The sequence below is a fragment of the Nitrincola lacisaponensis genome, assembly GCF_000691225.1.
GTDB classification, from domain to species: domain Bacteria; phylum Pseudomonadota; class Gammaproteobacteria; order Pseudomonadales; family Balneatricaceae; genus Nitrincola; species Nitrincola lacisaponensis.
This window is the reverse complement of record NZ_JMSZ01000016.1, coordinates 1-23,333: the sequence shown is the minus strand read 5'-3', so window position 1 is coordinate 23,333 and position 23,333 is coordinate 1. Positions and strand designations below refer to the sequence as shown.

Below are 23,333 nucleotides of genomic sequence, written 5' to 3'. Positions count from 1 at the left end.
GATCAAGCAGACCCTTTGAGCCTGAAGCATTCACGTCAGTCTGATTTTAAAACACTGGATCAGGCAACTGAATTACTCAAGGGCTGGGTGGCCGAGCTGGGGCTTCAAGGTGCGCGTGTCGTGCTGACACTGGAGCAAGGTGATTTTGAACTCATCCAGATGGACAAGCCGGATGTACCTGAGACAGAGCTACAGGCCGCAACGCACTGGAAACTTCAGGAGTACCTTGAATATCCAGTCACCGAAGCTATCAGTGATATTTTTGAAGTTCCTCAAGGACGTCATGGCCATTCCAATCAGCTGTTTGCAGCAGTCGCCCGTCGCCAGCGCCTGCTAACCCTGACCAAGCTGGTGCGTGATGCAGGCCTGCAACCGGCTGTGATCGACATCGCCCAACTCGCCATGCGCAACCTGGCTGAACGACGTATAGAGTCCGGCGATACGCTCGGATTGGTGCACTGCCATGCGCATGACAGCCGTTTGTATATCTGTCGGGGTGATACCTTCTATATTACACGTGTCATTAACCTGGGACTTGAACGCCTCAATACAGAGGATGAAATGACCCAACTGCAACTGGTTGATCAGTTTGCTCTGGAAGTACAGCGCACTATGGATTACTACGACAGCCACTTTGGCCAGTCACCGGTGCGCCAGTTACACTTTCTGGATCGTAGCGGCCAGATTGACTGGTTACCAACCGCAGTAACCAACCTGCTGGGTATCCAGACAGCGCTGGTTGACATGCCTGCACAGGTCCAACCAACTGCTCAGATTGATCTGGCGCCCCTGGCCTGGGGTGGGTTGATCGGGAGGCTGGCACCATGATGCAACGCCAACAGATCAATCTGTATCAGGCTGCACTGCATGAGCGTCGTGAACAGCTGAGCGCCAGACAACTGCTACAACTGCTGGGTATCGCTGCGCTGGTAATGCTGCTCTACAGCGGCTGGAGTGCTTACAGTCTGAGCAACCTGAAACGCGACAGTCAGCAACTGGCACAGCAACTCAACCTGCAACGCCATACAGTAACCGAATTGGCAGCACTGACTCGCCCAGAAGCCGACCCGGTGCTGGTTCAGCAGACACGCCGACTGGAGAACGAAATCCGCCATCTGCGCGCACTGCGTGAAACAGCATTAATCCCGCTGGATGCCATCGAACCGGAATTTTTCCTGCGTGGACTTGCCCGTCAGAAACCGGATGGGCTCTGGCTGACCGGTATTCATCTGGCAGGGCTCGGGCAGGATATTTTGCTGCAGGGCTATGTCACCGAAGCGGAACTGCTGCCGGTCTATATCGATCTGCTGGGTATGGAAACTGCGTTTATTGGCCGTGTTTTTCACACTCTGGAAATACTGCCACCCGATACTGGCCATACAGGTATGCCTGATGTGCTGTCTTTTCGCCTGATGGCGGGCTGTAAAGCCCAGGGGTGTACACTGGATGTGAACGGGGTAACACCATGATGAAGCACTACTGGCAACGTCTGGAAACCCAGCTGGAAAAACGCTCGTTACGCGAGCGGATCATCATTTTGTTCATTGCATTACTGGTTGTCGTGCTGCTGATCGACACCCTGCTCACGGAGCCGGACCGTCGTCAGCACCAGCAATTAACGCAGCAACTTGAGCGTCAGCAGCTTGAGCTGGACACACTGAAAAATCAGGAGCAGGAACTGCTGCAAAGCCTCTCTGCCGACCCCAACATTGCACTGCGCGAACGCGTTCAACGGTTGGAACAGGAAGCCACTCTGGCCCGCGAGGCACTGGATCAGGAATTTGCCCGCTTTATCTCTCCCGAGCAGATGAATACAGCCTTGCGTGCGCTGGTCAATGTCACCGAAGGGGTCAGCCTTCACTCACTGCGCAGCTTACCCACTGAAATCATTTTCTCGGCACCTGACGCAGTGGAAGATGACAGCGATTCCGTCCAGACAGCATCTGAAGCCAGTTCAGGTATCTACCGCCGAGGTGTCGAGCTGGAGCTGCTGGGTAACTACCATGGGCTGGTACGCTATCTGGACATGCTCAGTGAGTTACCCTGGGTGATCAGTTGGGATCAGATTCAGGTTATCAGCGAAGACTACCCGCAGGTGCACTTCCGCTTGCGTCTGTATACGCTGACGCTGGATGAGGGCTGGTTACGTGTATAGACAAGCTCTGCTTCTCAGCCTCAGTCTGTTCTGCCTGACGCCGTTACTGGCCGAAGAATCCAGGGACTTCAACTTCCCTGACCCCTTACGGCCCTTTAACGCACCGTCACCCCTGACGCCCGCCGAAGAGGCCCGTGAGCGCCTGCATTTACAGGCCATTGTCATGACAGGCAGCCGTGGCGCCTATGCCGTTATCAACAGCCAGCCCGTCGGTGTCGGGGATGAAGTTGATGGCTATCGTATTCTGCAGATTCATACCGACAATGTATTACTGGGCCGCAACACTGATGGCCAGCCGGTCATCATTCAGCCTCACAGCCTGACCTTTGACAGCGAACTGAACCGGAGTGAGCCATGACCCAGACGCCTCAAGCCAGCCCCCAGAGCGCCCCTCTACGTCAGAAAATTCGTCTGGGTGATCTGCTGGTTGAAAAACAGGTCATCACCCCCGAACAGCTCGACAAGGCGCTCTCTGAGCAGAAAAAAACCGGCACACGCCTGGGACGCATGCTGATCTCCCTGGGCTTTATCAATGAACAGGGACTGCTGGACTTTCTCGCTGAGCAGCTGAAGATTCCCTATGTCGATCTGCGCCATTTCCAGTTACGCCCGGCCAGCGTCAAGCTTTTGCCTGAAACACTCGCACGGCGCTTTCGTGCCATCGTTCTGGAAGAGCGTCCCGATGGATTATTGGTAGGCCTGGCGGATCCGACCGACATCTTCATTCAGGATGAGATCAGCCGACTGCTGAAACGCCCGGTCAGCCCGGCGATTGTGCGTGAAAGTGATGTCCTGAATGCATTCGATACGCTCTACCGGCGCACCGACGAAATCAGCTCTATTGCTGAAGAGCTGGGTGAAGAGCTGGCTGAAAGTGACTTTGACCTGGCGCAGCTGGCCCGTGGCGCCGATGTCACCGATGCGCCGGTTGTCCGTCTGCTGCAATCGCTGTTTGAAGACGCTGTTCAGGTCAAGGCTTCGGATATCCATATCGAACCGGACGAGCAGGTGCTGCGGTTACGGCAACGTATCGATGGTGTGCTGCAAGAACAGATCATGAAAGAAAAACGGATCGCCCCCGCGCTGGTATCACGTCTCAAGCTGATGGGCGGTCTGAACATCTCTGAAAAACGCATGCCACAGGATGGTCGTTTCAATATCCGCGTCAAAGACCGCGCGATCGATGTACGTCTGTCGACCATGCCAACGATTTATGGTGAATCAGTCGTCATGCGTTTGCTGGATCAATCACAGGGTGTGGTCAGTCTGGATCATACCGGCATGCCTGCTGAGCTGGTCAGTCGCTTCAAGCGGGTGATCCATAAGCCACACGGTATGGTTCTGGTCACGGGCCCCACCGGCAGCGGCAAAACCACCACACTCTATGCTGCCCTGACTGAACTGAACCGGGCAGAGCGCAAAATCATCACCATTGAAGATCCGGTTGAATACCGCATGCCGCGGATCAATCAGGTACAGGTCAACTTCAAGATCGGCCTGACTTTCGCAGGCGTCCTTCGAACAGCGCTGCGTCAGGACCCGGATGTCATCCTGATTGGGGAGATGCGCGATCAGGAAACAGCTGAAATCGGCCTGCGTGCCGCCATGACCGGTCACCTGGTACTGTCGACCCTGCATACCAATGATGCGGTCAGCACCGCCAACCGACTGATCGACATGGGCGCAGCCGGGTACCTGGTCGCCACCTCTCTGCAGGCGGTGCTGGCACAGCGGCTGATCCGCAAGGTGTGCGATAACTGTGCGCACCCTCACACACCTGACGCCAACGAGCAAGCCTGGCTGAGCAGCAATCCACAGCTGCGCTTCAAGGGACAGGGTTTTGTCAAAGGCCAGGGCTGCATGCAATGCAACAACACCGGCTACAAGGGCCGTGTGGGTATCTTTGAGTTTCTGGAGATAGATACCGAACTGGCCGACGCCCTGCGACGCAGTGATACCAGTGAGTTTCATCGCCTGGCCAACACCCGCCCCGGCTTTAAAACACTGGGGCAGAGTGCCCTGGATCTGGCTGCAGACGGCATCAGCACGCTGGAAGAAGTTATCCGGGTGGCTGGGGAGTCCGTCATGCTTGAACCTCAGCGGCAGACGGAGTAAGGACGCAGTATGGCAGAGTTTCAGTATCGTGCCCGACAGGGACAAAACCGGATTACCGAAGGTCGGCTGACCGCTGACTCCATCGATGCTGCCGCCAGCCAGCTACTGACCAATGGTTTGATTCCACTGGATATTCAGCCTGCATCAGCTTCACAGGAATCGATTACCGAGCAGATCAACAAACTGCTGCCGCCACGTAAAATCACTCTGGATGAGCTGATACTCTTCAGCCGCCAGATGTACAGCATCACCAAAGCCGGTGTACCACTGATTCAGGGACTGAGTCGGCTGTCAGAATCGACTTCCAACCCTCGCCTGGCAGAAATTCTGCGCGATATCAGCCGTGACCTTGAGGGAGGCCGTGATGTTGCTGGCAGTTTTGGTCGTCATCGCAAGGTCTTCGGCACCCTCTATATCAGCCTGTTACAGGTGGGAGAGATGACCGGTCAGATGGACCGGGTGTTCCTGACCATGCATGACTATCTGTCTCGCGATCGGGATACCGCCAATAAAATCAAATCCGCCACACGCTATCCAATGTTTGTCATTATCGCTATTGCCATTGCTATTGCCGTGCTGACCACCGTGGTAATTCCGGCATTTGCCCAGGTATTTGACAGTGTCAAAATGGAGCTGCCGCTGCCGACGATCATCATTCTCGCGGTTTCTGGTTTTGCCACTCAGTGGTGGCTGGAAATACTCATCGGCATCATGCTGGGTATCTTCGCCTTCCGCCACTGGAGCAATACCGATCAGGGACGTTACCTGTGGGATAAAACCAAGCTGCGCTTTCCCAAAATCGGCAATATCCTGCTGCGTGCAACGATTGCACGCTTTGTGCGCGCCTTTGGCGTCGCCCTGCAATCCGGCGTCCCTATCACACAGGCGCTGGCAGGTGTGGCTTACACCACGGGTAATGCATACGTAACAGAAAAAGTACTGTCGATGCAAAGCGGTATCGAACGCGGCGATTCAACCCTGCGCACCGCTGCCGCTGCACAGATTTTTACACCTGTGGTACTGCAGATGATTGCGGTCGGTGAAGAGACCGGCCAACTGGATACCATGATGCTCGAAGTTGCCGATTTCTATGACCGTGAAGTCGCCTATGACATCGACAACCTCTCCAGCATTATCGAGCCCATTCTGACCGTGGCCGTGGGTGTCATTGTACTGATACTGGCGCTGGGTATCTTCCTGCCGATGTGGGATCTGACACAGCTGGCAGGACGCTGACCCATGCCCGGGCGCGGCGGCTACAGCCAGGGGATACGCCTGCTGGAGTTGGCAGTGGTGGTAATACTGGCAGGGCTACTGGCAACAGCCGGGATACAGCGCATCATGCTGTTGCAACGGGAAGCACGGGTGTTGATGGTTGAGAATTTTGCTCAATCCCTGAAGCTCGCGGGCCGGATGGTGTATTTACAGAGCAGTGCCGTCGGCAAGTTGGGGGAACGGCGCTATCGCCTGACAGCCTATGGTTTGGGAGAAGGCAGTGAGATCGAGGTGCAGTATGGCTACCCGGCCATTACCTCGACCGACAACATCCTGCGCCTGTTTGATGATTTATCCGGGCGCTGGCATCTGAATATCGATGGCGAATGGCTGCAAGCCTGCGTCGACAGTCGGCCAGACTGTTTAGTGCGCTACCAACCCCCGGAGCAGCCCGGTGGGCAGCCCAGGCTGGAACAGCGCTTGGAAGGTTGTTAAAGACAGCCAATGAATTCAGCTGACACAGGCAATCTCTGCCCGGCAGCTTAATAACGAAGAGCATTAAGGAGTTATACCATGCAATATGGAACACAACAGCGCTCACGCCAACAGGGTTTTACCCTGATCGAGCTGGTGATCGTTATCCTGATTCTGGGCATACTGGCCGCCTTTGCCATTCCCAAATTTATTTCACTGCAGCGTGAAGCACGCGTAGCCGTCATTGACGGCACCACCAGCTCACTGCGCTCCGGTGCCAATATCGTCTTTGCCAAGTCGGCAGCAGGTGGTGCCCATACGGCTACCGCAGGCTGTGTCGGACTGGAGTCCGGAGACACTGCCACCAGCGTGGGCGGCTGTACTGGTGATGACATTATCCTGACCCGTTGGGGCTATCCGCGTGCGCAGGGTTCTGAAATCACGCCCCTGTTTGATGACTTTTCTCCCCGCTTTGCCTTTATTGGCGGCGGAACAGGTGCCAGTGCCACCGTACAGATTCAACTGGATGGCATTCCAGGCTGCCGTATTGACTACTCATCGCCCTCATCGGCAGGTGGACGTCCCACTATCAACAAAGTCACTGATGACTGTTAATTCATATTTGCTTAAATCGACCCGTTAGGAGATAGACCATGAAAAGCCAATCCGGCTTCACCCTTGTAGAACTGATCATTGTGATCGTCATTCTTGGCATTCTGAGCGCCGTGGCCCTGCCGCGTTTTATCGACTTTTCCAGCGATGCGGAAGCCGCAGCACTGACATCGAATGCAGCAGCTATCAGCTCAGCCATGTCAATTAACTATGCGGCCTGTGTTATTGGAAAAGATGAATGTGAAGATGTAACTGATTGTTCTATCGCTCAAGTAAATAATGTACTAGTCCAAAACCTAGATACCTCAAAATACACTGGTGCACTGAAAACTGGTGAAACAGCACCAAATGCCAATGGACAGTCAGCCACCTGTACTTTAAGCGCTACAGGAGTAGCGGATAACGCTGATTTCACTCTAATACGCTGGGTTACTCCACCGACTACCCCATAATACTCATTGAAGGTGACACCAATGACAAGGGAACAAGGATTTACCCTGATCGAGTTGATTATTGTGATCATCATTCTTGGCGTGCTGAGCGCGGTTGCCTTGCCGCGCTTTATTGACTTCAGTACAGATGCTGAGAATGCCACTCTGGAAGCCGCGGCAAGTCGAATCAGCTCGGCCATGTCGGTTAACTATGCCGCCTGTGCACTGGATGGACAGGATGCGTCCACGGATCGGTGTGTACGCATCAATCCAACCAGTTATCTGGATGCCTGCAGCCTGACAATGGCTAATCGGGTTCTGGCTAATGAGCTGGCCTTGCCAGATGGCTATATGATCGGTGTGGAGTCGGCGCCGACCTTTCCATCCAGCCGACCTGACGGCACCACACTGAACTGTGCGATCATCCGGCCACACAAACCTCCATATGGCATCGTCGCACGTTATACAGTCATCCTGGCGGGAAACCATGAATGATACGCTGTGCCTGAGACATCACCCGAGACAGCAAGGCTTCACACTGGTGGAACTGATACTGGTGCTGGTCTTGCTGGGTGTGTTGACGGCCATCGTATTACCGCGATTTACCCAGACTGGTTTTGCCGCCTATGGCTATACAGAAGAGCTGGCATCGGCCATTCGCTTTGCCCAGCAAAGTGCAGTGGCCGCCAACCAGCCCATCACCCTGGTATTTACCACAGGGGGGTATCGTATCTGTCGTGGCAGCCTCTGCCCTTCGGATGGCGACTTTCTGATTAACCCCGGCTCAGGCCAACCCTGGGATGGCAGCCGTTCAGGTCGGGGGCAGATTCCAGCAGGGGTCACCCTGTCACCTGCTGCAAACCTGACTTTTGATGGACTTGGCGTGCCTTCACAAGGTTTACTTCTTCAGATTGATGACTATAGCCTTCGCATCGAAGCAGGTACTGGCCATGTGCACTAAGTCATCACAACAGGGGTTCACCCTGATCGAGCTGGTGATTACGCTGGTGGTTCTGGCGGCCGGTCTGGCCGGCATCCTGCTGGTCTATACGAATACGATCCTGCGCAGTGCCGACCCGGTACTGCAGCAACAGGCGGTTGCTGTTGCAGAAGGCTATATGGAAGAAATTCAGGCCAAACGCTGCAACCCCGGCAACACGTCCGGTGGTCAACGGGGACACTGGCAATATGTAGATGACTACGATCAACTCCAGGAATCCCCCAGACAGATCGATGGCACTGCCCTGGCCGAGCTGGCCGATTATCAGGTCCGTATTGAAGTGACTGAATCCGCTTTTGGTCCCGCTGGACAACAGGTCAATGGCTGCTGGGTGCATATCCGGGTAAATCATCAACGCATTGCATCAGTAGAAGCTGAATTCAGTGCATTCATGGCCCCCTGGATTGAGGAGGGACCATGACTGGCTGCCATCATAATCAACATGGCTTCACACTGATTGAACTGATTCTGGTGATTGTACTCCTGGGTATCCTGGGTACCGTCACCATCGGTATCCTGCTGCAACCGATTCAGGCCTTTCAGGACCAGTCCCGGCGGGCAAGTCTGGTGGCTGAAGCCGACAGAATCCTGACGCGTATGACCCGGGAAGTACGCATGGCATTACCCAACAGTGTTCGTATCACCACGTCCGGGAGTGATCAGTTCCTGGAATTTATACCCACTCAGGGTGGTGGACGCTATCGGGCTCAGGCAGACCTGAGTGATATCAACAATCCGGTTGGAGAGTCGCTCAACTTCACCAGCAGTGTCACGCGCTTTGATGTTCTGGGAGGTGTGCTGGGACACATAAATCCCGGTGATTACCTGGTAATTTTTAACGCCAATGTCGATCCTGACTCCAGTGCCAATGCTTACCGGGGAGACAACCGAACCCGCCTGCAGACTGGCTCATCGCAGAGCCAACTGATCTTCGAGGCAATAGAATTTCCCTTTCCTTCGCTGAATGCGCAGCGCTTTGATCTGATTCCGGCCACGGGCCCCGTCACCTATGCCTGCCGCAATAATCAGCTGATACGCTACACAGGTTATGGCTTTCAGGTCCAGCAACCCACCGGCCTGAATAACGGACAACTGATGGCCAGTCGCCTGCAGCGCTGTGAATTCAGTTATCTGCCCGGTGACCATATCCGCAATGGCCTGGTCACCTTGCGATTGAGCATCTCGGAAGCCGATGAAACGGTGGAACTACTGTATCAGGCACAGGTGATGAATACCCCATGATGATACGCCCTTACGCCCAGCACAGAATGCAAGGCATCTCTTTGATTGCCGTCCTGTTTATCCTGATTGTACTGGGAGGACTGGCCGGTGTTATGGCACAAATGGGCGCAACCCAGCATGTCGGCATGCTGTTATCACAGCAAGGCAAACAGGCCTTTTATGTGGCTCGCAGTGGTCTGGAGTGGGGACGCTATCAGGTACTGGAACAGCAGGCGTGCTACCCCGACAGCCAGGCCGAAATGGCAGGCTTTCAGCTGCAGCTCAGTTGCCAGTCTACCGATATTTATGAAGGTCTGAATCTGCTACGTATTTACCATCTGCAGGCCCAGGTCAGTCAAGAAACACCCTTTGGGGTGGTCCAGCGTGAAACGGAAGCAACCATCTGGAGTATTATCCCATGAACCGTTGCGATGCATCTCGTCGAACCCCCTGGCTGTACATCGGTCTGCTGAGCCTCTGCCTCAGCGTGTTTTCAGTTACAGCACAGGCCAACTTGCTCGCTGAGTGGCGTCTGGATGAAACAGAGTGGAACTCAACGCCCAATGAGGTACAGGACAGCAGCGGTAATGCGCACCATGGACGTGCCATGAATGGACTGACCAGTGTTGCCGGTAAAGTCTGTCAGGCAGGCTGGTTCCGTGGCGAAGGGTTTAATGCGGCCCCCAATAATACCTGGTATACCGCCCGTTATTACATTCAGGTACCCCATACGACAGAACTGTCACCAATGACTCAGGGTGCCAACGCTGAGATGCATCTGTCCGGCTGGATACGTCCGGACAGTGTCAGCGGTACCATGACTGTCTTGATGAAAGGTAATGACAGCAGCTCACATGAATATCATGTGTTTATCGAGAATGGACAGCTCAAGTTTACACTCTGGAACCATTGGGGTGGCTCCTACACCGGCAGCATCAACTACAACCTGAGTGCCGGACAATGGTATTTCTTCTCTTTTGCAGCTGAGCGCCAGGGCAACAGCAACAATGTCCGGCTCACCGGTCAGCTCTACAGCGAGCAATCGGATACACCACTGGCAACACTGAATTCCGGCAACCAGTCCATCCCGCTAGCCAACAAAGTCTCCAGTGGTGATCTGCGTATCGGTGCCTTTCTCTGGTCAGGTAGTCAACCCACCCACTACTTCAACGGCTTGATCGATGAACTGCGCCTGCATGACCGGGTACTGACTGAAGCCGAACGAATCACACTGAAAAACACCCAGCGTGACTGTGGTGGGCCTGTCTTGCAGTGTTTCAATGACACCTTTGCACGGGAGCAGCTGGGTAACGACTGGTCTGTCACCCATCTAAGCGGCAGCTTTGGCAATCCGCGTATTGTCAACCAGCGGTTACGAATGACGGACGCCTCAGCAAATGTAGCCACTGCGGCAACACTACAGCGGCTGTTTCCGTCAGCCGATAACCTGGTCACCATTGAATTTGACTTCTTCGCTTATGGCGGCAGCGGTGCGGATGGTATCGCAGTCGTCTTCTCCGACGCAGCTACCACGCCAGCACCCGGTGGCTACGGAGGGTCGCTCGGCTATGCCCAGCGCAGCAGCGGTATTCAGGGCTTTGCCGGAGGCTGGTTAGGCATTGCGCTGGATACTTTTGGTAATTACTCCAACCCTACCGAAGGACGTCAGGGCGGGCCTGGCAGGCGCCAGCACAGTGTTGCCATGCGTGGTTCAGGTGCTGGAACCAGTGGTTACGCTTACCTGCAAGGAACCCAGACCCTGTCGCCAGCATTGCGCAGCACCGCTGGACAGCGCTACCGCATCACCATCGATAGCCGAGCTGCTGGTCAATCCTGGGTCACCGTAGAGCGAGATCTAGGCAGCGGATTCGCGCCGTTGATCGGTCCGGTAGATATCCTCAGCAGCGCAGGCCAGGCTCAGGTACCGGAAAATTTGTTACTCACGCTCACCGGCTCCACCGGGGGGTCTAATGACAATCACGAAATCGATAACCTGGAAGTCTGTGGACTCAAAATGGAGCCACTGATCGCCGATGTACATCATTACCGTATTTTGCACCGTGGCAGTGGTCTCACTTGTGCAGCCGAGCCGATTCAGGTCATCGCCTGTGCCAACGACAGTTGCAGCAGCCGTTTCTCCGGACCGGCATCAGTGACGCTGTCTCCTGCCAGCAGTGGTGCAATTCGCTGGGAACAGGGCCCAAGTGGTACGCTGGATGCGGGTGAAGGGCAGTTTTTATTACGCCGCAATACCTCCGGTAATGTGACGCTCGGCCTGTCTGCCAATTATCCGTCAGCCGCAAATGTTACACGCTGTTTCCGTCAGGGTGTTGAGGGCTCCTGCGTGCTCAGCTTTGCTGAAAGTGGTTTTTTGATGGAATTGCCCGATCTGATAGCCGGAAAACCCGACAGTTTTACCCTCAGCGCCAGACGCGCCTCCAGCAGCAATCCAGAATCCTGTGCGCCTGCCTTTACCGGTACACGTACCGTCGCCTTTCGCAGCCAATACAGTAATCCGGCAACCGGCAGTCTGCCGCTCAGGCTGAACAATCAGAGCATTAGCAATACCACTGGCTGGACGCAGCTGGAACTGACCTTTGACGAGCAGGCCAACGCCCAGGTACCCATACGTTATGATGACGCCGGACTGAAGCAGCTGGAAGCACGCTATAGTGGCGCTCAAAATACTATTGAGCAGGGTCTGGTGCTCTCCGGTTCCGGTGAGTTCAGCAGCAAGCCCGCCGGCCTCTGTCTGGAAACACCGGAAGCAAACGCAGCCTGCGAAGGTGACCTAGCCGATTGTTCCGTATTCAAGATTGCAGGCGAAACCTTTGCCATGCAGCTGCGAGGGGTACGCTGGACAGCAGATGACGACCCTCAGCTGTGTGATAATCCGACAACTGAAAACTACCAGCAGCAGGCCATTACAGTGTCTGCAGAACTGGTTGCACCTGCCGGAGGCCGGAGTGCCGAACTGTCTGTCAGCCAGATGCCGATCACATCCGGAGGCAGCACAACAGAAGACCTGACGTTATCCGAAGTAGGAGTGTTCCGGTTCCATGCGGTGCCTATGGCGGGCAACTATTTTGGGCGCAGTGTCAGCCCAGGCACATCAGCACCCATCGGGCGCTTTATCCCCAGCCATTTTGATCTGCATTATCAAGTTGATTCAGCCTGCCTGCCAGGCAGCCCCGATGCGTTCAGCTATACAGGGCTGCAGACCAGTTCAGCCAATCAAAGTGCAGGGCAACCGTTCCGGGTACAAGGTCATGTGCAGGCACTCAACCTGCAAAACCAGCCGACACATAACTACCGTGACGGATTCGCCAAACTAACAGCTGAAGATCTATCCGGCATTCCATTACGGACACCGGATGGACAAAGCAGCGGTCAATTCGGTCACTGGAATCTCAGCCTGCAAGCCTTTACCCAAGGACGTGCTGACTTCAGTCTCGATACCGACCTGCGCATGGCCAGCCGCCCTCACGCACCTGTGCAGATATATCCACAGCTCAGTGCGGCAGACAGTGACAGTGTTCAGGGCTCATCAGCTGATATGAACGCCGCGCAGACCTTCCTCAGTGGCCGGTTAACTGTTGGTTCACGGCATGCCTATCTGGAAACTGCGCCAATCAATCTGCCTCTGGTTGCCGAATATTTTGACGGACAGCGCTGGGCCAGACATACCGCCAACAGCTGCAGCCCGCTGCAACTGTTCCGACTCGACAATGATCAAGCCCAAAACCAGACTGGCAGTATTGCCATTGCCACAGGCAGCACCGAGCATGCAGCAGGGCCGTTCAACCTGTCAGCCGGTGAATACTTACTCAGGTTCAGCGCGCCGGGTGAAGGCAATAGCGGCTTTACCGATGTGACACCTCTGCTCAGTGATCAACCCTGGCTCAGATATGACTGGCAGGGTAATGGCTGGCATACCGATGATCCGGTCGGTCGCGCTGTTTGGGGACTGTATCGCGGCAATCCGGCGATTATCTATCAGCGGGAAATCTGGCGCTGATCCAGCGCCAGTTGAGTCAGCTGCTCTGCATCCAGCAATGCAATCAATTGCTGTTGATGCTGCTGTTGATGATGAAAGCCCAGCGCCTTGAGTGGCAAAAATCTGCGCTGCTTATACAAGGGATCCGGTAACGGGAAGATCACATCTGCGTTGAGTTCAATCAGCTCAATCTTACCCTGGATGCCCAGTCGCCATTCTGCTGTTGATGTCCGTAAACGCAGGTATTCAAGACGACCGGAAGGCTCACTGTGCATGCAAAACAGTCGGGAAAAGGCAATCACATCCTGATCCTCAGCAGAGAGATGGCCTCGCCCTGCAATATGACGGGCTTCCAATCCAAACCAGGACGGTCCATGGGTAAAAATGACCAGCGGCAAGGCCATCGTCAGGAGGTGCCTCTTTCCCAAATTGCAAAGACCTGGTCCAGGTCCAGCAGGGTAATGGCCAGCTGCTGATACGACAACAACCCCGTCACACATTCACGCAAATGCTCTGGCAGGCTGTCTGGTGGCGGCTGCACCAGACTTTGTGGTACATCAACCACATCCAGCAGTCGATCGACACGCAGACCACTGTGCATCTGCTGCCCCTGTCCAAGCAGAATCGATGCCCGGGGACCACTGGCAGGCTCTGTTGCAGCCGAAAGCTGTAATACCCGCTGCAGCAGGATCACCGACTCAATATCACCGCGGACATTGATGACCCCCTCTATCGTGGATGGCATACCCGGTACAAAGTAGACAGGCTCATCCCCTGGCAAGACTTCGCGGATCACCTCACCGGGAAAGGCAAAACAACGCTCTCCCAGACGAAAGATCACCAGTTTGATCATGGGCTCATCGACATTGACGACCTCGCGTCGTTGAGATTCCCTTGATGCGAGTAAGCTATCGAGTGTTTCAGTCATGTTTTGGCCTGCTGACAACCACCTGATTACGACCCTGATTTTTGGCCTGATACAGCGCCCGGTCAGCGGCCAGCCGCAGACTGTCCGCATGGGTATAATCCGGATAACAACTGATACCGGCACTGAAGGTACAGTTAAAGCGTGCCTTGCCCGCCGTAAATGCGATATTGGAAAAGTCCTCGCGCAGCTGGTTCACCAGTTTTTCGGCATAGCCAGGGGTCACGCCTTTGAGCAGCAAAGCAAACTCTTCACCACCATAACGGCCAATAATATCGGAGCTGCGCAGCCGATGTCGAAGAATACGGGATAACGCAATCAGCACCTGATCCCCAGCCATATGACCATGCAGGTCATTAATGGCTTTGAAGTTATCCAGATCCAGCATCACCACGACCAGATTCTCTTCCAGCCGCATCGCCTGTGCCAGACTGGTATGCAGCATTTCGGTAGTGCTGGTATGGTTATACAAGCCGGTCAGGCTGTCTCGTGACATCAAGGCACGCAGCGTTCGCATCCGTTCGGCTCGCAGCACTACGGCGGCAACCAGCTCTTCCGGCACAACCGGCTTGGTGATAAAGCCTTCAACCCCGACCTGCATGGCCGAGAACTGCTTCTGACGATTGGTCTCACTGGACAAATACACGATCGGCAGACTGACGTACTCGGGCAACTGGCGCACGATAGCCGCCAGCTCAACGCCAGTGCAACGGGGCATATACATGTCTGCCAGCACCAGATCAGGATTAAACTGCTGCAGGGCATCCAGAATACCGGAGGGGTCATGCAACTGGCGCACACTCATACCTGCTTCCTGCAGAATCAGACTGTGATAGGCCGCCACTTCCGGTTCATCATCCACGACCAGAATACGCAGCTGCTCTTCACGGCTGTCGCCTTCCAGTAGCTCATCCAGCTTGGCAGCCAGATCCAGCGCACGGGCGGGCTTGGTGAAATAGGCCATACACCCGGCTCTGACGGCTCCCAAACGGGCCTCAAAATCACCATAACCTGACAACACAATGGCCGGAAGAGCCTCACCGATGACCTGAGAAAGCCGGGCCAGCTCATCCGTACCCGCTGTGCTGCCATTGGGAAAATACACATCCATGATGACGGCATCCGGACGGCGCTTCATCACGGCTTCGCGAAAGCTCAACGTATCCGTAAAAAACTCGATGGAGTAACCGAAGCAGTGTAACTGGTAACCCAGCTGACTCACCTGTTCAGGCTCATCATCACAGATATAGATCAGCGCCTTGCGTTTCCCTGCTATCAGATTGGATTCAAACTGCTCCATCTCAAAAGAGGGTGCAGACTGTGTACCGTTATCGCTAGAGGTATGGCTTTGCAACTGCTTAAGCTGCTGCTTCATGGCACTGAGCAGACTGCCTAAAGGAGCGATCTGTGTGGCTGCCTCTGTCGAATCCTGAGTTTCAATCAATGCCAGCATGATGGTTTCACCTTCACCAGCCAAATGAGCCAGATCAGTAAAACCAAAAGAACTCGCCGTTCCCTTGATGCTGTGAAAGAAACGGTGCAGATCAACCGCCTGAGACGCATGACTGTCCCAATCATCAGACAAGGCGCTGAACTGCTGCTGTGCTTTATCCAGACGAGCAGGCATCTGACTGAGAAAACTCATTCTCAGCCGGGTCAATTTTTCCTGCAGCGTTGGCTTGTTGACATCCATCAGGATTTCTCCGTCAGCCTGTTTGTTTATATGGAGCCTGCCATGACCTGAACGATCATGGCAGGCAAGGTGTACTCCAGGTTAAAGTCTTTTTGCACACAGGCATTCAGACTCGGTTCCTGTTGCTGCAACTGTACCGGATCATCTCCGGTGAGCAGAATAAAGGGCAGGTGTTTGCCCTGTTCCCGCAGGTCACGAAACAGATCAATACCGCTGATCAATGGCATATTCATATCACTGACAATCAGGGCAATATCCGGATAACGATTCAACTGATTAATCGCTTCTACCGCATCTGCAGCCTGAATAACCTCATAGCCCTGATCCTCAAGTACAGCCGCAGTCATCTCACCAGCCAGTAAATCATCATCAACAACGAGTATCTGCATCCTGTCGATCCTATATTTATATCCTAGTCCAGCAAAACCTTCAGTGTATCCACAAGACTGTTCTGATCGAAGCTGCCTTTAACAATATAGGCATCTGCTCCGACCTCGATTCCGCGACGCCGGTCACTCTCTTTTTCCCGTGACGTAATGATAATAATCGGCGTATTCTGATAATCAGGCTCCTGACGCAGCCGTGCGGTCAGGGTAAAACCATCCATCACCGGCATTTCAACATCGGTCAACACGGCGTCAAAACGTTCAGCCAATGCCTTGTTCAGACCATCCTGCCCATCTTCAGCCAGCGTCACCTGATAACCCCAGGCTTCCAGCACATCGCGCTCGATCTCCCGGGTGTTGAGTGAGTCATCAACAACCAGTAAACGCGGTTTGGGCTTTTCGGAGACAGCAACCGTCTGACTGGCTGTCCGACTGCGTGTACGACGGGTCAGCTCCATCAGATGAGGCACATGCAGCAGGCTGACCAACTGGTTATGTCCTGTGGTGACCATCCCGGCAATCAGGCTGAACTGCCCAAGATGTGACGGCAATTGCTTGATCACCAGATCACGCTCATCAATCAGCTCATCAATTTCCAGTGCCAGTTTTTCATGATGCAGCCGGGTCACCAGCAACAGCGCATGCGTTTCCTGGCGCTCAGAATGCCGAGGAGAAGGCTCTGTATGCGGCAAATCTATCAGATCTGACAGTTTCATCACCGGGACGAATTCATTACGAATAATCACTGCATTACGCTCTGCCACATCAATCATGGCACTGCGTGGCAGTTGAATCAGCTCGGCAACATATTGTGCTGTAAAACCGAGAAGATGACCGGAAACGCGCACCAATAACACCCGCATCATTGCTAAGGATAAAGGTAAGCGCAGTGTAAATCGAGTCCCTTGACCCACCCGGCTATCGAGTGAAATAACACCTTGCAGACCATCGACAACCGAACGCTTTACTACATCCATGCCCACCCCGCGTCCGGACAGATCTGTGATCAAATGACTGGTCGAGAATCCCGGCAAAAATATCAGGTCCATCACTTCCTGATCTGTCATTCCTTCCAAAGTCTCAGGTGTAAACAACTGCCTGGACAGGGCTTTCTGACGTATCGCTTGCAGATTCAAACCCTGGCCATCATCAGCTATTTCAATCTCAACCCAGCCACCATCCTGAGCAGCTTTCAGTGTCAGTAGCCCTTGTGCCGGCTTGGATGCTGCCTCGCGCTGATCAGGTGATTCGATGCCATGATCCAGTGCGTTGCGCAACAGGTGTATGACCGGATCAGCCAACTGATCGATCATCTGCCGGTCGAGCTCAATATCAGCCCCCTGAACCCGGCACTCCACCTGCTTTCCTAATGAACGCGCCAGATCACGCACCAGACGTGTAGCTGGTTCAAACACGATGGATAGCGGCAGCATGCGCATTTGCAAGGCGGTATCATGCAGTTCCTGCATCAGCAGTTCCTGGGATTGCACCCGGTCTTTAAGCGTCCTGACAAAAACAGGCAGGGTGGATGCTGAAGCATCACTCGACTGCATTTGCTGGGCTTCGCCGACCAGAGCCCTAAGGCCGGCATGACTGGACACAACCTCACCCATCAGTTTGATCAGTTCATCCAGCTTGTGTAGCCGAATACGCACAGTATCCTGGGTTTGCAGACGGGATGTAATCTGGGCAGCAGGAACTTGCGTCGGTGTCTCAGCGACCTCTTCTGCCTGATTCGTTGCCGATGTTGGTGGATTGGCGGCTTCACTGAGCGCCTTGCATAACGCAGCATCAACCTCGGCAAGGCTGGCTGCATCAAGTGTCCCGGCTAGGCGTTCCAACTGATCCGAGAGCTGGTCCAGAGCCTGATACATCAGTCCGGTAACCCCGGGTGTCAACTGCAGCTGTCCCTCACGTAATGTGCTCAATAGATCTTCCAGGCTGTGTGACAGGGCGGTGATCGGCTCCAGCTTCAGCATCCGTGAAGAGCCTTTGAGGGTATGTGCTGAACGAAACAGACTATGGATCTGCTCTGGATCTCTCTGGCCCTGTTCCAGCGCCGCAACGCCCTCAGCCAGACGGCTGAGATGATCACGGGCTTCTTCGATAAATCGCTGCAGAAACTTTTTGATATCCAGTGCCATGACTTAACCTTCACCCTCGCCGGTTTCCGATAGCCGCTGCCGTAGCTTCAGCACATGACGCTCACTCAGAAACAGAATATCGCCACGTGGCAGCGGTAAAGGCACCCACAGCAGGCCATCAGGCGCATGTCGATCATCCGACAGAATTCGGCGAACAGCCTGATAGGCTTTGATCGCCTGCTCATCACGCCCGTCCAGACGATGCACTTCTGCCAGGTAATAATGTGCAGGCCAGCTTTCCGGACAGACATAGATCACCTTGCGAAACCACTCAACAGCCTGCTCATGGCGCTGCTGCCATTTGGCATTCAGTCCCTTGAGCAGCAATGCATCAACAGACCAGGGGTCTTCCTGAAGCACCCGATCCAACAACTGATCCGCTTCGGCAAAAACGCGACTGTTCAACAACAACCAGCTTTTCAGCAGACTCACACCGACCGAGACGGGCTGCCCCTGTTCGCTTAAATGGCGGTCCAGTAAGCGTGTCGCCTGTTCCGTCTGGCCCTCCTGTACCAACTGGCGTATCCAGTCCAGTGGCGGCAGGTTCAGGGCCCCAGTGGGAGTCGCCGCGACGGGACTCAAGACACTGTCCTGAGACACACTGGCAGGGTGCTCCACCGCCTGAGGAGCACGGCGTGATTGAGACCAGCTCACAGCCTGACTGCTGGCTGGACGATACGACTCACCCTTAATGAAATAATAGTGTCCGTGCTCTTCAACCAGCTCGAATACACCCATGTCATTACCGAGTGTTTCAGACCCACCGAGTAGCAAAATACCATTTTCATTCAATGCATTATAAAAACGCTGGTGTAACTGCAAACGTGTTGGCGGATCAAAATAGATGGACACATTACGACAGAAAATCAAATCATATTGATCCAGTCCCTGAGGTCCCAGCTCAGCCATCAGGTTCAGCGGGTAGAAATTCACGCTGTTACGGATCGACTCGATCAATTGGAAGCTGCGATCCAGTGGCTGAAAATAGCGCTGCTGCAAGGCGGCATCCAGGCTGCGAAAAGAAAATGGAGAATAAATACCCTGTTCGGCCTTGGCCAGAATCTGGCGATCAAGATCACCGGCATCGATCTGAAACAGATGCCGCCGTTGCTCGCCATACACGGTATCCAGTGCCATCGCCAGGCTGTAGGGCTCCTCTCCGGAAGAACAGCCCGCACTGAGGATTTTCAATGGCCGACGACTCTGACGTGACAGCAGGCGAGGCACCAGTTGATTGGTAAACAGTGCAATCTGATCCGGTTCACGAAAGAAATAGGTTTCATTCACCGTCAATGCACTGATCAGTTTTTCAAACTCTTCCGGGGTACGTTGCAGAAGCTGAAAATACTCACTCAGCCGTGTCACCGCCATACGTTCAGCACCCTGATGCAATGCCTTGTGCAGGCGTGCTTCAGCAATTCCCTCTAACACCAGTCCACAGTGCTCATAAATCAGGGTTTTAAAGGGTGCTAAGGTATCGTTCATGACTCACCTCGTGTCAGGTGTTCACGATAAACTGAAGCAGGCAGACTCACCACCCGTTGCAACTCGTCCGCCAGGGCATCCAATGGCAAGACCCGGAGCACACCACCCCGATTGACCGCTTCCTGATTCATGCCATAGATCACAGAGCTGGCTTCATCCTGTGCCAGCGTAATACCTCCGGCTTGATACATCGCCAACATTCCCGCTGCACCATCACGCCCCATACCTGTGAGAATCAAGCCAATTGCATCAGCGCCACAATGACGGGCAACCGAGTTGAGTAACAGGTCACAGCTAGGACGATAGATATCACTCATCTGACGCTCTATCAGGGTAACACTATGATTGGCCGCCAGAGTCAGATGCTGCTCTGACGGGGATACATAAACCTGGCCAGGCCGCAGTACTTCACCTTGCTGAGCTACTTTGACCGGCAACTGACACAGACTGCCCAGCCAATGCACCATACCCTCAACGAAGCCATCACTGATATGCTGGGCGATCAGTATGGGGGCCGGGAAGTTGACTGACAACTTGGGTAACAGACAAGCCAGAGCCTGCGGCCCCCCGGTAGAAGAAGCAATGACCAGGACCCGGTTATAGCCTCTGGGAGCAGCTCCATACTGACCAGACAGAGGCGGTTCTGCTACAAACGGCACACTGTCCGGTCCCCAGCGCCGGCGCAGGTGCGTAATCACCGGAACACCCGCCAACAAGCGTATTTTGGCAATAAACTCTGCCGCCTGCTCCGGGGTGTAATCAGGCTTGGAGATCACTTCCAGTGCCCCGAGGCGCAATGCTTCATAGGCTTTTTCCGCATCTGATTCATTACTGACTACCAGAATGGGAATCGCTTTCTGATGCATGATTTCAGAAATAGCCTGCATACCATCCATGACCGGCATATTCAGATCCATGGTGATAATATCCGGCTTCAGGTCACGGGCCATCTCTACGGCCTCTCGCCCATGGCGTGCCTCAGCGATCACCTCGATTCCCGCTTCATCCTCCAGAATCGCGCGCAGCAGCCCTCGCGCAAGACTGCTGTCATCCGCCACCAGTACACGAATCACGCGGTTGCTCGGGTTCATTCTTTGGCAGACTCCGCTTCAGCCAAATGAAATTCCTGTACCAGCTGATTCAGTTCAGTGGACATATGAATCATCTCTTCACTGATCTCAGTGATATTGCGCACCGACTGCGCATTATGGCTACTGGCATTGGCGATATCACGCAGGGCAATCACCACCTGACTGCTGGCGGTCTTCTGCTGCCGTGTCGACAACGAAATCTGCTGGGCGGCATTGCTGGTCTTGGTCGCAGCCTGCACCAGAGCATTCAAGTCATCTGCCGTGACCGCACTCACCTCCATACCACTCTGAATCGAGCTCGCGCCCTTCTCCGAGTTAATCACCAGACGGCTGATCGAGTCCTGTATCTCCTGAATACGGTCCTCAATCTCCAGCGTGGAGTCAGTCACACTGTCAGCCAGACGACGGATCTCACCAGCTACCACCGAGAAGCGTTTGCCAGATTCGCCTGCACTGGACGCCTCCAGTGCCGCGTTAAAGGCGATCAGCTTGGTCTGGTCTGCCAGCGTGTTGATCAGATCCATGACCTTGCTGATCTGCTTCGACTTGGCACCCAGTTCCATGATTTCCTGCAGGCTGCGGGCATTATCCTGCTGAATTTCGGTCATTCGCTGCACCAGCTGTTGCATCGCCTGGGCACCTTTCTTGCTGTTATCCAGCGTCAGGTTTGCCACATCCACCACCGACTGGGAGTGGTCTGCTATCTGGGTGGAAGAGGCCGACAGCTCTTCCATCGTCGAGGTAATCTCTGCCACAGAGGAGGACATCTGTTCTACCGCCGCCGCCATCGACTGACTGACCTGCTGCTGCAGGTTAGTGTTCTGGTTCACCAGCCCGGCCGTATGTGCCAGACGGTCTGCCGAGCGGGTTAAGCTGTCTGCATTGCGGAAAATAGCCTGGATAATATTGGCAAGCCGCTCCAGCAAATGATTGGTCTGATTTGCCAGATCACCCACTTCGGATCGGTCACGTACCTGAATACGCTGAGACAGATCCAGTGTCTGAGTAATCTGCTGTAGCTGTTGCTGAAAGCTGACCAGCGGCTGACTGAGTGAACGTGTTAACTGATAGAGCACCAGGCAACTTATCAGGATCACCAGCAAAGACAGTGCCGACAGCTGCCAGCTCAGACTGACGAGTCCGGCATTCACCTCCGAGGCATCAATCAACAGCAGAAAGGTCCAGCCTGCCTGAGGAACCTCGACACTCGACAGTAACCAGTCCCGTCCCTCATAGGAGATAGTCTGAATATCTGACTGCAGACTCACGCCAGGCAACACCTCATTCAGATTACGCTGCAGCAGATCGGCATTGGGATGTGCGAGTATCTGACCCTTGTCGTCCAGCATCCAGGTTTCCGCAGGCCAACGCAGATCGGTTTGCAGCAGTTGCTTGACGATTCCGGAAATCAGCAGGTCAGCTCCCAGAATATGACTGCGGGCCTGCTCCAGCGGCAGCGCCAGCGTAATCACCAGATCACCGGTCACTGCATCGACATAGGGCGCGGTGATAATCAGTTGCTGTGCCGTTTGGGCACCCTGGAACCAGGGGCGGGTCCGTGGATCATAACCGGCAGGCAGGTCGCCTGGTGGCTGGGACTGAATCATGTCACCACGCGCTGTACCCACATACACCAGATCGAAATCTCCGGCCTGAAGCCCCAGCGTCAAACGCTCTTCCCAGGGCTCCCAGCTCTCCGGATAGCCTGGCAACTGGGCGGCCAGCGCCTGCATTACATTAATTTTGGCATCTACCCATTGGGAGGCGGTGGTATGTGTCTGCGCCAGACTGCTGCGCATTTCACTGGCCAGTGCCTGGCTGACTTCCCGTTGCATCAGGTTTCCGGCCAGAAGACTCAGCAGCAACAGTGCGACCAGCAAAAGCCCCGCCATCGAAAAGAGCAGCTTTTTCTGGAATGACAGGTTCTGCATTGAAAGCTCCTTAAGTGTCAAGAATTCACATCAGACGACTGACTTAATTGAAAGGCCCGTACCAGTGAGTCCAGCTCGGCTGACATGCTCAGCATCACCTCACTGATTTCGGTAATATCACGCACCGACTGTGCATTATGGGTACTGGCATTGGCGATATCCCGCAAGGCAATCACCACCTGACTGCTGGCCGTCTTCTGCTGCCGTGTCGATAGCGAAATCTGCTGTGCCGCATTACTGGTCTTGGTCGCGGCCTGCACCAGTTCATTCAGATCAACGGCCGTCACCGCACTCACGTCCATGCCACTCTGAATCGAACTGGCGCCCTTCTCCGAGTTAATCACCAGACGGCTGATCGAGTCCTGTATCTCCTGAATACGGTCCTCAATCTCCAGCGTGGAGTCGGTCACACTGTCAGCCAGACGACGAATCTCACCGGCTACCACCGAGAAGCGTTT

General features: G+C 54.5%; 24 protein-coding genes. 15 read left to right on the top strand and 9 right to left on the bottom strand.

Annotated features, from left to right (window positions below; translation table 11 throughout):
* The first annotated feature begins 15 nt into the window (after positions 1–15).
* From ADINL_RS03390 to ADINL_RS03320, 15 genes are all read left to right on the top strand, one after another.
* Positions 16–828 carry a type IV pilus biogenesis protein PilM gene (locus ADINL_RS03390; protein ID WP_161667729.1) on the top strand — a complete coding sequence of 271 codons (813 nt, stop codon included), beginning with the start codon at positions 16–18 and terminating at the stop codon, positions 826–828.
* Positions 825–1,469 carry a hypothetical protein gene (locus ADINL_RS15850; protein WP_051632527.1) on the top strand — a complete coding sequence of 215 codons (645 nt, stop codon included), beginning with the start codon at positions 825–827 and terminating at the stop codon, positions 1,467–1,469. Before ADINL_RS03390 ends, ADINL_RS15850 begins: the two co-directional genes overlap by 4 nt.
* Positions 1,466–2,155, top strand: coding sequence for a type II secretion system protein M (locus tag ADINL_RS03380; protein WP_036544006.1), 690 nt, complete (start codon positions 1,466–1,468; stop codon positions 2,153–2,155). Before ADINL_RS15850 ends, ADINL_RS03380 begins: the two co-directional genes overlap by 4 nt.
* The gene (locus ADINL_RS03375; protein WP_036544004.1) at positions 2,148–2,513 is read left to right on the top strand and encodes a hypothetical protein; all 366 of its coding nucleotides are present in this window, start codon (positions 2,148–2,150) and stop codon (positions 2,511–2,513) included. Before ADINL_RS03380 ends, ADINL_RS03375 begins: the two co-directional genes overlap by 8 nt.
* On the top strand, positions 2,510–4,270 hold the full coding sequence (locus ADINL_RS03370) for a GspE/PulE family protein (protein ID WP_051632526.1): 1,761 nt from the start codon (positions 2,510–2,512) through the stop codon (positions 4,268–4,270). The genes ADINL_RS03375 and ADINL_RS03370 overlap by 4 nt, the downstream gene beginning before the upstream one ends.
* Before the next feature lie 9 nt (positions 4,271–4,279).
* Entirely contained in the window at positions 4,280–5,506 is a 1,227-nt protein-coding gene (locus tag ADINL_RS03365; protein ID WP_036544002.1) for a type II secretion system F family protein, read from the top strand.
* Between the two features lie 3 nt (positions 5,507–5,509).
* Entirely contained in the window at positions 5,510–5,980 is a 471-nt protein-coding gene (locus ADINL_RS03360) for a type II secretion system protein (RefSeq protein WP_036544000.1), read from the top strand.
* Positions 5,981–6,058: 78 nt separating this feature from the next.
* Complete coding sequence (locus tag ADINL_RS16750) at positions 6,059–6,574, top strand: type II secretion system protein (protein ID WP_051632525.1); 516 nt, start codon at positions 6,059–6,061, stop codon at positions 6,572–6,574.
* Between the two features lie 38 nt (positions 6,575–6,612).
* Positions 6,613–7,023, top strand: a complete 411-nt coding sequence (locus ADINL_RS03350; protein ID WP_084154378.1) for a prepilin-type N-terminal cleavage/methylation domain-containing protein — start codon at positions 6,613–6,615, stop codon at positions 7,021–7,023.
* Between the two features lie 21 nt (positions 7,024–7,044).
* Complete coding sequence (locus ADINL_RS15840) at positions 7,045–7,497, top strand: prepilin-type N-terminal cleavage/methylation domain-containing protein (RefSeq protein ID WP_051632524.1); 453 nt, start codon at positions 7,045–7,047, stop codon at positions 7,495–7,497.
* Entirely contained in the window at positions 7,490–7,963 is a 474-nt protein-coding gene (locus ADINL_RS15835; protein WP_051632523.1) for a GspH/FimT family protein, read from the top strand. The genes ADINL_RS15840 and ADINL_RS15835 overlap by 8 nt, the downstream gene beginning before the upstream one ends.
* Positions 7,953–8,423, top strand: a complete 471-nt coding sequence (locus tag ADINL_RS03335) for a type IV pilus modification PilV family protein (RefSeq protein WP_051632522.1) — start codon at positions 7,953–7,955, stop codon at positions 8,421–8,423. Before ADINL_RS15835 ends, ADINL_RS03335 begins: the two co-directional genes overlap by 11 nt.
* Positions 8,420–9,244 (top strand): type II secretion system protein, encoded by an 825-nt coding sequence (locus ADINL_RS03330; RefSeq protein ID WP_036543998.1) that lies wholly within the window; start codon positions 8,420–8,422, stop codon positions 9,242–9,244. The genes ADINL_RS03335 and ADINL_RS03330 overlap by 4 nt, the downstream gene beginning before the upstream one ends.
* On the top strand, positions 9,241–9,645 hold the full coding sequence (locus ADINL_RS03325) for a hypothetical protein (RefSeq protein WP_051632521.1): 405 nt from the start codon (positions 9,241–9,243) through the stop codon (positions 9,643–9,645). The genes ADINL_RS03330 and ADINL_RS03325 overlap by 4 nt, the downstream gene beginning before the upstream one ends.
* On the top strand, positions 9,642–13,241 hold the full coding sequence (locus ADINL_RS03320; RefSeq protein WP_036543996.1) for a DUF6701 domain-containing protein: 3,600 nt from the start codon (positions 9,642–9,644) through the stop codon (positions 13,239–13,241). The genes ADINL_RS03325 and ADINL_RS03320 overlap by 4 nt, the downstream gene beginning before the upstream one ends.
* Here the strand turns inward: ADINL_RS03320 and ADINL_RS03315 are convergent.
* From ADINL_RS03315 to ADINL_RS03275, 9 genes are all read right to left on the bottom strand, one after another.
* Positions 13,220–13,624, bottom strand: coding sequence for a hypothetical protein (locus ADINL_RS03315; RefSeq protein WP_036543994.1), 405 nt, complete (start codon positions 13,622–13,624; stop codon positions 13,220–13,222). The two genes, ADINL_RS03320 and ADINL_RS03315, sit on opposite strands and share 22 nt — an antisense overlap.
* 2 nt (positions 13,625–13,626) lie before the next feature.
* Positions 13,627–14,148: a chemotaxis protein CheW gene (locus ADINL_RS03310; RefSeq protein ID WP_051632520.1), complete on the bottom strand. Its 522-nt coding sequence runs from the start codon at positions 14,146–14,148 to the stop codon at positions 13,627–13,629.
* Positions 14,141–15,838: a diguanylate cyclase gene (locus ADINL_RS03305; RefSeq protein WP_036543989.1), complete on the bottom strand. Its 1,698-nt coding sequence runs from the start codon at positions 15,836–15,838 to the stop codon at positions 14,141–14,143. The genes ADINL_RS03310 and ADINL_RS03305 overlap by 8 nt, the downstream gene beginning before the upstream one ends.
* 26 nt (positions 15,839–15,864) lie before the next feature.
* The gene (locus tag ADINL_RS03300) at positions 15,865–16,227 is read right to left on the bottom strand and encodes a response regulator (RefSeq protein ID WP_036543987.1); all 363 of its coding nucleotides are present in this window, start codon (positions 16,225–16,227) and stop codon (positions 15,865–15,867) included.
* 23 nt (positions 16,228–16,250) lie between these two features.
* Positions 16,251–18,368: a hybrid sensor histidine kinase/response regulator gene (locus tag ADINL_RS03295; RefSeq protein ID WP_036543985.1), complete on the bottom strand. Its 2,118-nt coding sequence runs from the start codon at positions 18,366–18,368 to the stop codon at positions 16,251–16,253.
* 3 nt (positions 18,369–18,371) lie between these two features.
* A complete protein-coding gene (locus tag ADINL_RS03290; protein ID WP_036543983.1) occupies positions 18,372–19,853 on the bottom strand; it encodes a CheR family methyltransferase in 1,482 nt (493 codons plus the stop codon).
* Positions 19,850–20,944, bottom strand: a complete 1,095-nt coding sequence (gene cheB, locus ADINL_RS03285) for a chemotaxis-specific protein-glutamate methyltransferase CheB (protein WP_051632519.1) — start codon at positions 20,942–20,944, stop codon at positions 19,850–19,852. The genes ADINL_RS03290 and cheB overlap by 4 nt, the downstream gene beginning before the upstream one ends.
* Positions 20,941–22,875 (bottom strand): methyl-accepting chemotaxis protein, encoded by a 1,935-nt coding sequence (locus ADINL_RS03280; RefSeq protein WP_036543981.1) that lies wholly within the window; start codon positions 22,873–22,875, stop codon positions 20,941–20,943. The genes cheB and ADINL_RS03280 overlap by 4 nt, the downstream gene beginning before the upstream one ends.
* 17 nt (positions 22,876–22,892) lie before the next feature.
* Positions 22,893–23,333, bottom strand: a 441-nt coding sequence (locus ADINL_RS03275; RefSeq protein ID WP_036543978.1) for a methyl-accepting chemotaxis protein, incomplete at its 5' end; no start/stop codon positions are given.

Bases quoted from the DNA above. Each gene is read 5' to 3' on its own strand.
- ADINL_RS15850 (WP_051632527.1), top strand. From the start codon at position 825: ATGATGCAACGCCAACAGATCAATCTGTATCAGGCTGCACTGCATGAG.
- ADINL_RS03380 (WP_036544006.1), top strand. From the start codon at position 1,466: ATGATGAAGCACTACTGGCAACGTCTGGAAACCCAGCTGGAAAAACGC.
- ADINL_RS03370 (WP_051632526.1), top strand. From the start codon at position 2,510: ATGACCCAGACGCCTCAAGCCAGCCCCCAGAGCGCCCCTCTACGTCAG.
- ADINL_RS03365 (WP_036544002.1), top strand. From the start codon at position 4,280: ATGGCAGAGTTTCAGTATCGTGCCCGACAGGGACAAAACCGGATTACC.
- ADINL_RS03360 (WP_036544000.1), top strand. From the start codon at position 5,510: ATGCCCGGGCGCGGCGGCTACAGCCAGGGGATACGCCTGCTGGAGTTG.
- ADINL_RS16750 (WP_051632525.1), top strand. From the start codon at position 6,059: ATGCAATATGGAACACAACAGCGCTCACGCCAACAGGGTTTTACCCTG.
- ADINL_RS03350 (WP_084154378.1), top strand. From the start codon at position 6,613: ATGAAAAGCCAATCCGGCTTCACCCTTGTAGAACTGATCATTGTGATC.
- ADINL_RS15840 (WP_051632524.1), top strand. From the start codon at position 7,045: ATGACAAGGGAACAAGGATTTACCCTGATCGAGTTGATTATTGTGATC.
- ADINL_RS15835 (WP_051632523.1), top strand. From the start codon at position 7,490: ATGAATGATACGCTGTGCCTGAGACATCACCCGAGACAGCAAGGCTTC.
- ADINL_RS03335 (WP_051632522.1), top strand. From the start codon at position 7,953: ATGTGCACTAAGTCATCACAACAGGGGTTCACCCTGATCGAGCTGGTG.
- ADINL_RS03330 (WP_036543998.1), top strand. From the start codon at position 8,420: ATGACTGGCTGCCATCATAATCAACATGGCTTCACACTGATTGAACTG.
- ADINL_RS03325 (WP_051632521.1), top strand. From the start codon at position 9,241: ATGATGATACGCCCTTACGCCCAGCACAGAATGCAAGGCATCTCTTTG.
- ADINL_RS03320 (WP_036543996.1), top strand. From the start codon at position 9,642: ATGAACCGTTGCGATGCATCTCGTCGAACCCCCTGGCTGTACATCGGT.
- ADINL_RS03315 (WP_036543994.1), bottom strand. From the start codon at position 13,624: ATGGCCTTGCCGCTGGTCATTTTTACCCATGGACCGTCCTGGTTTGGA.
- ADINL_RS03310 (WP_051632520.1), bottom strand. From the start codon at position 14,148: ATGACTGAAACACTCGATAGCTTACTCGCATCAAGGGAATCTCAACGA.
- ADINL_RS03305 (WP_036543989.1), bottom strand. From the start codon at position 15,838: ATGGATGTCAACAAGCCAACGCTGCAGGAAAAATTGACCCGGCTGAGA.
- ADINL_RS03300 (WP_036543987.1), bottom strand. From the start codon at position 16,227: ATGCAGATACTCGTTGTTGATGATGATTTACTGGCTGGTGAGATGACT.
- ADINL_RS03295 (WP_036543985.1), bottom strand. From the start codon at position 18,368: ATGGCACTGGATATCAAAAAGTTTCTGCAGCGATTTATCGAAGAAGCC.
- ADINL_RS03290 (WP_036543983.1), bottom strand. From the start codon at position 19,853: ATGAACGATACCTTAGCACCCTTTAAAACCCTGATTTATGAGCACTGT.
- cheB (WP_051632519.1), bottom strand. From the start codon at position 20,944: ATGAACCCGAGCAACCGCGTGATTCGTGTACTGGTGGCGGATGACAGC.
- ADINL_RS03280 (WP_036543981.1), bottom strand. From the start codon at position 22,875: ATGCAGAACCTGTCATTCCAGAAAAAGCTGCTCTTTTCGATGGCGGGG.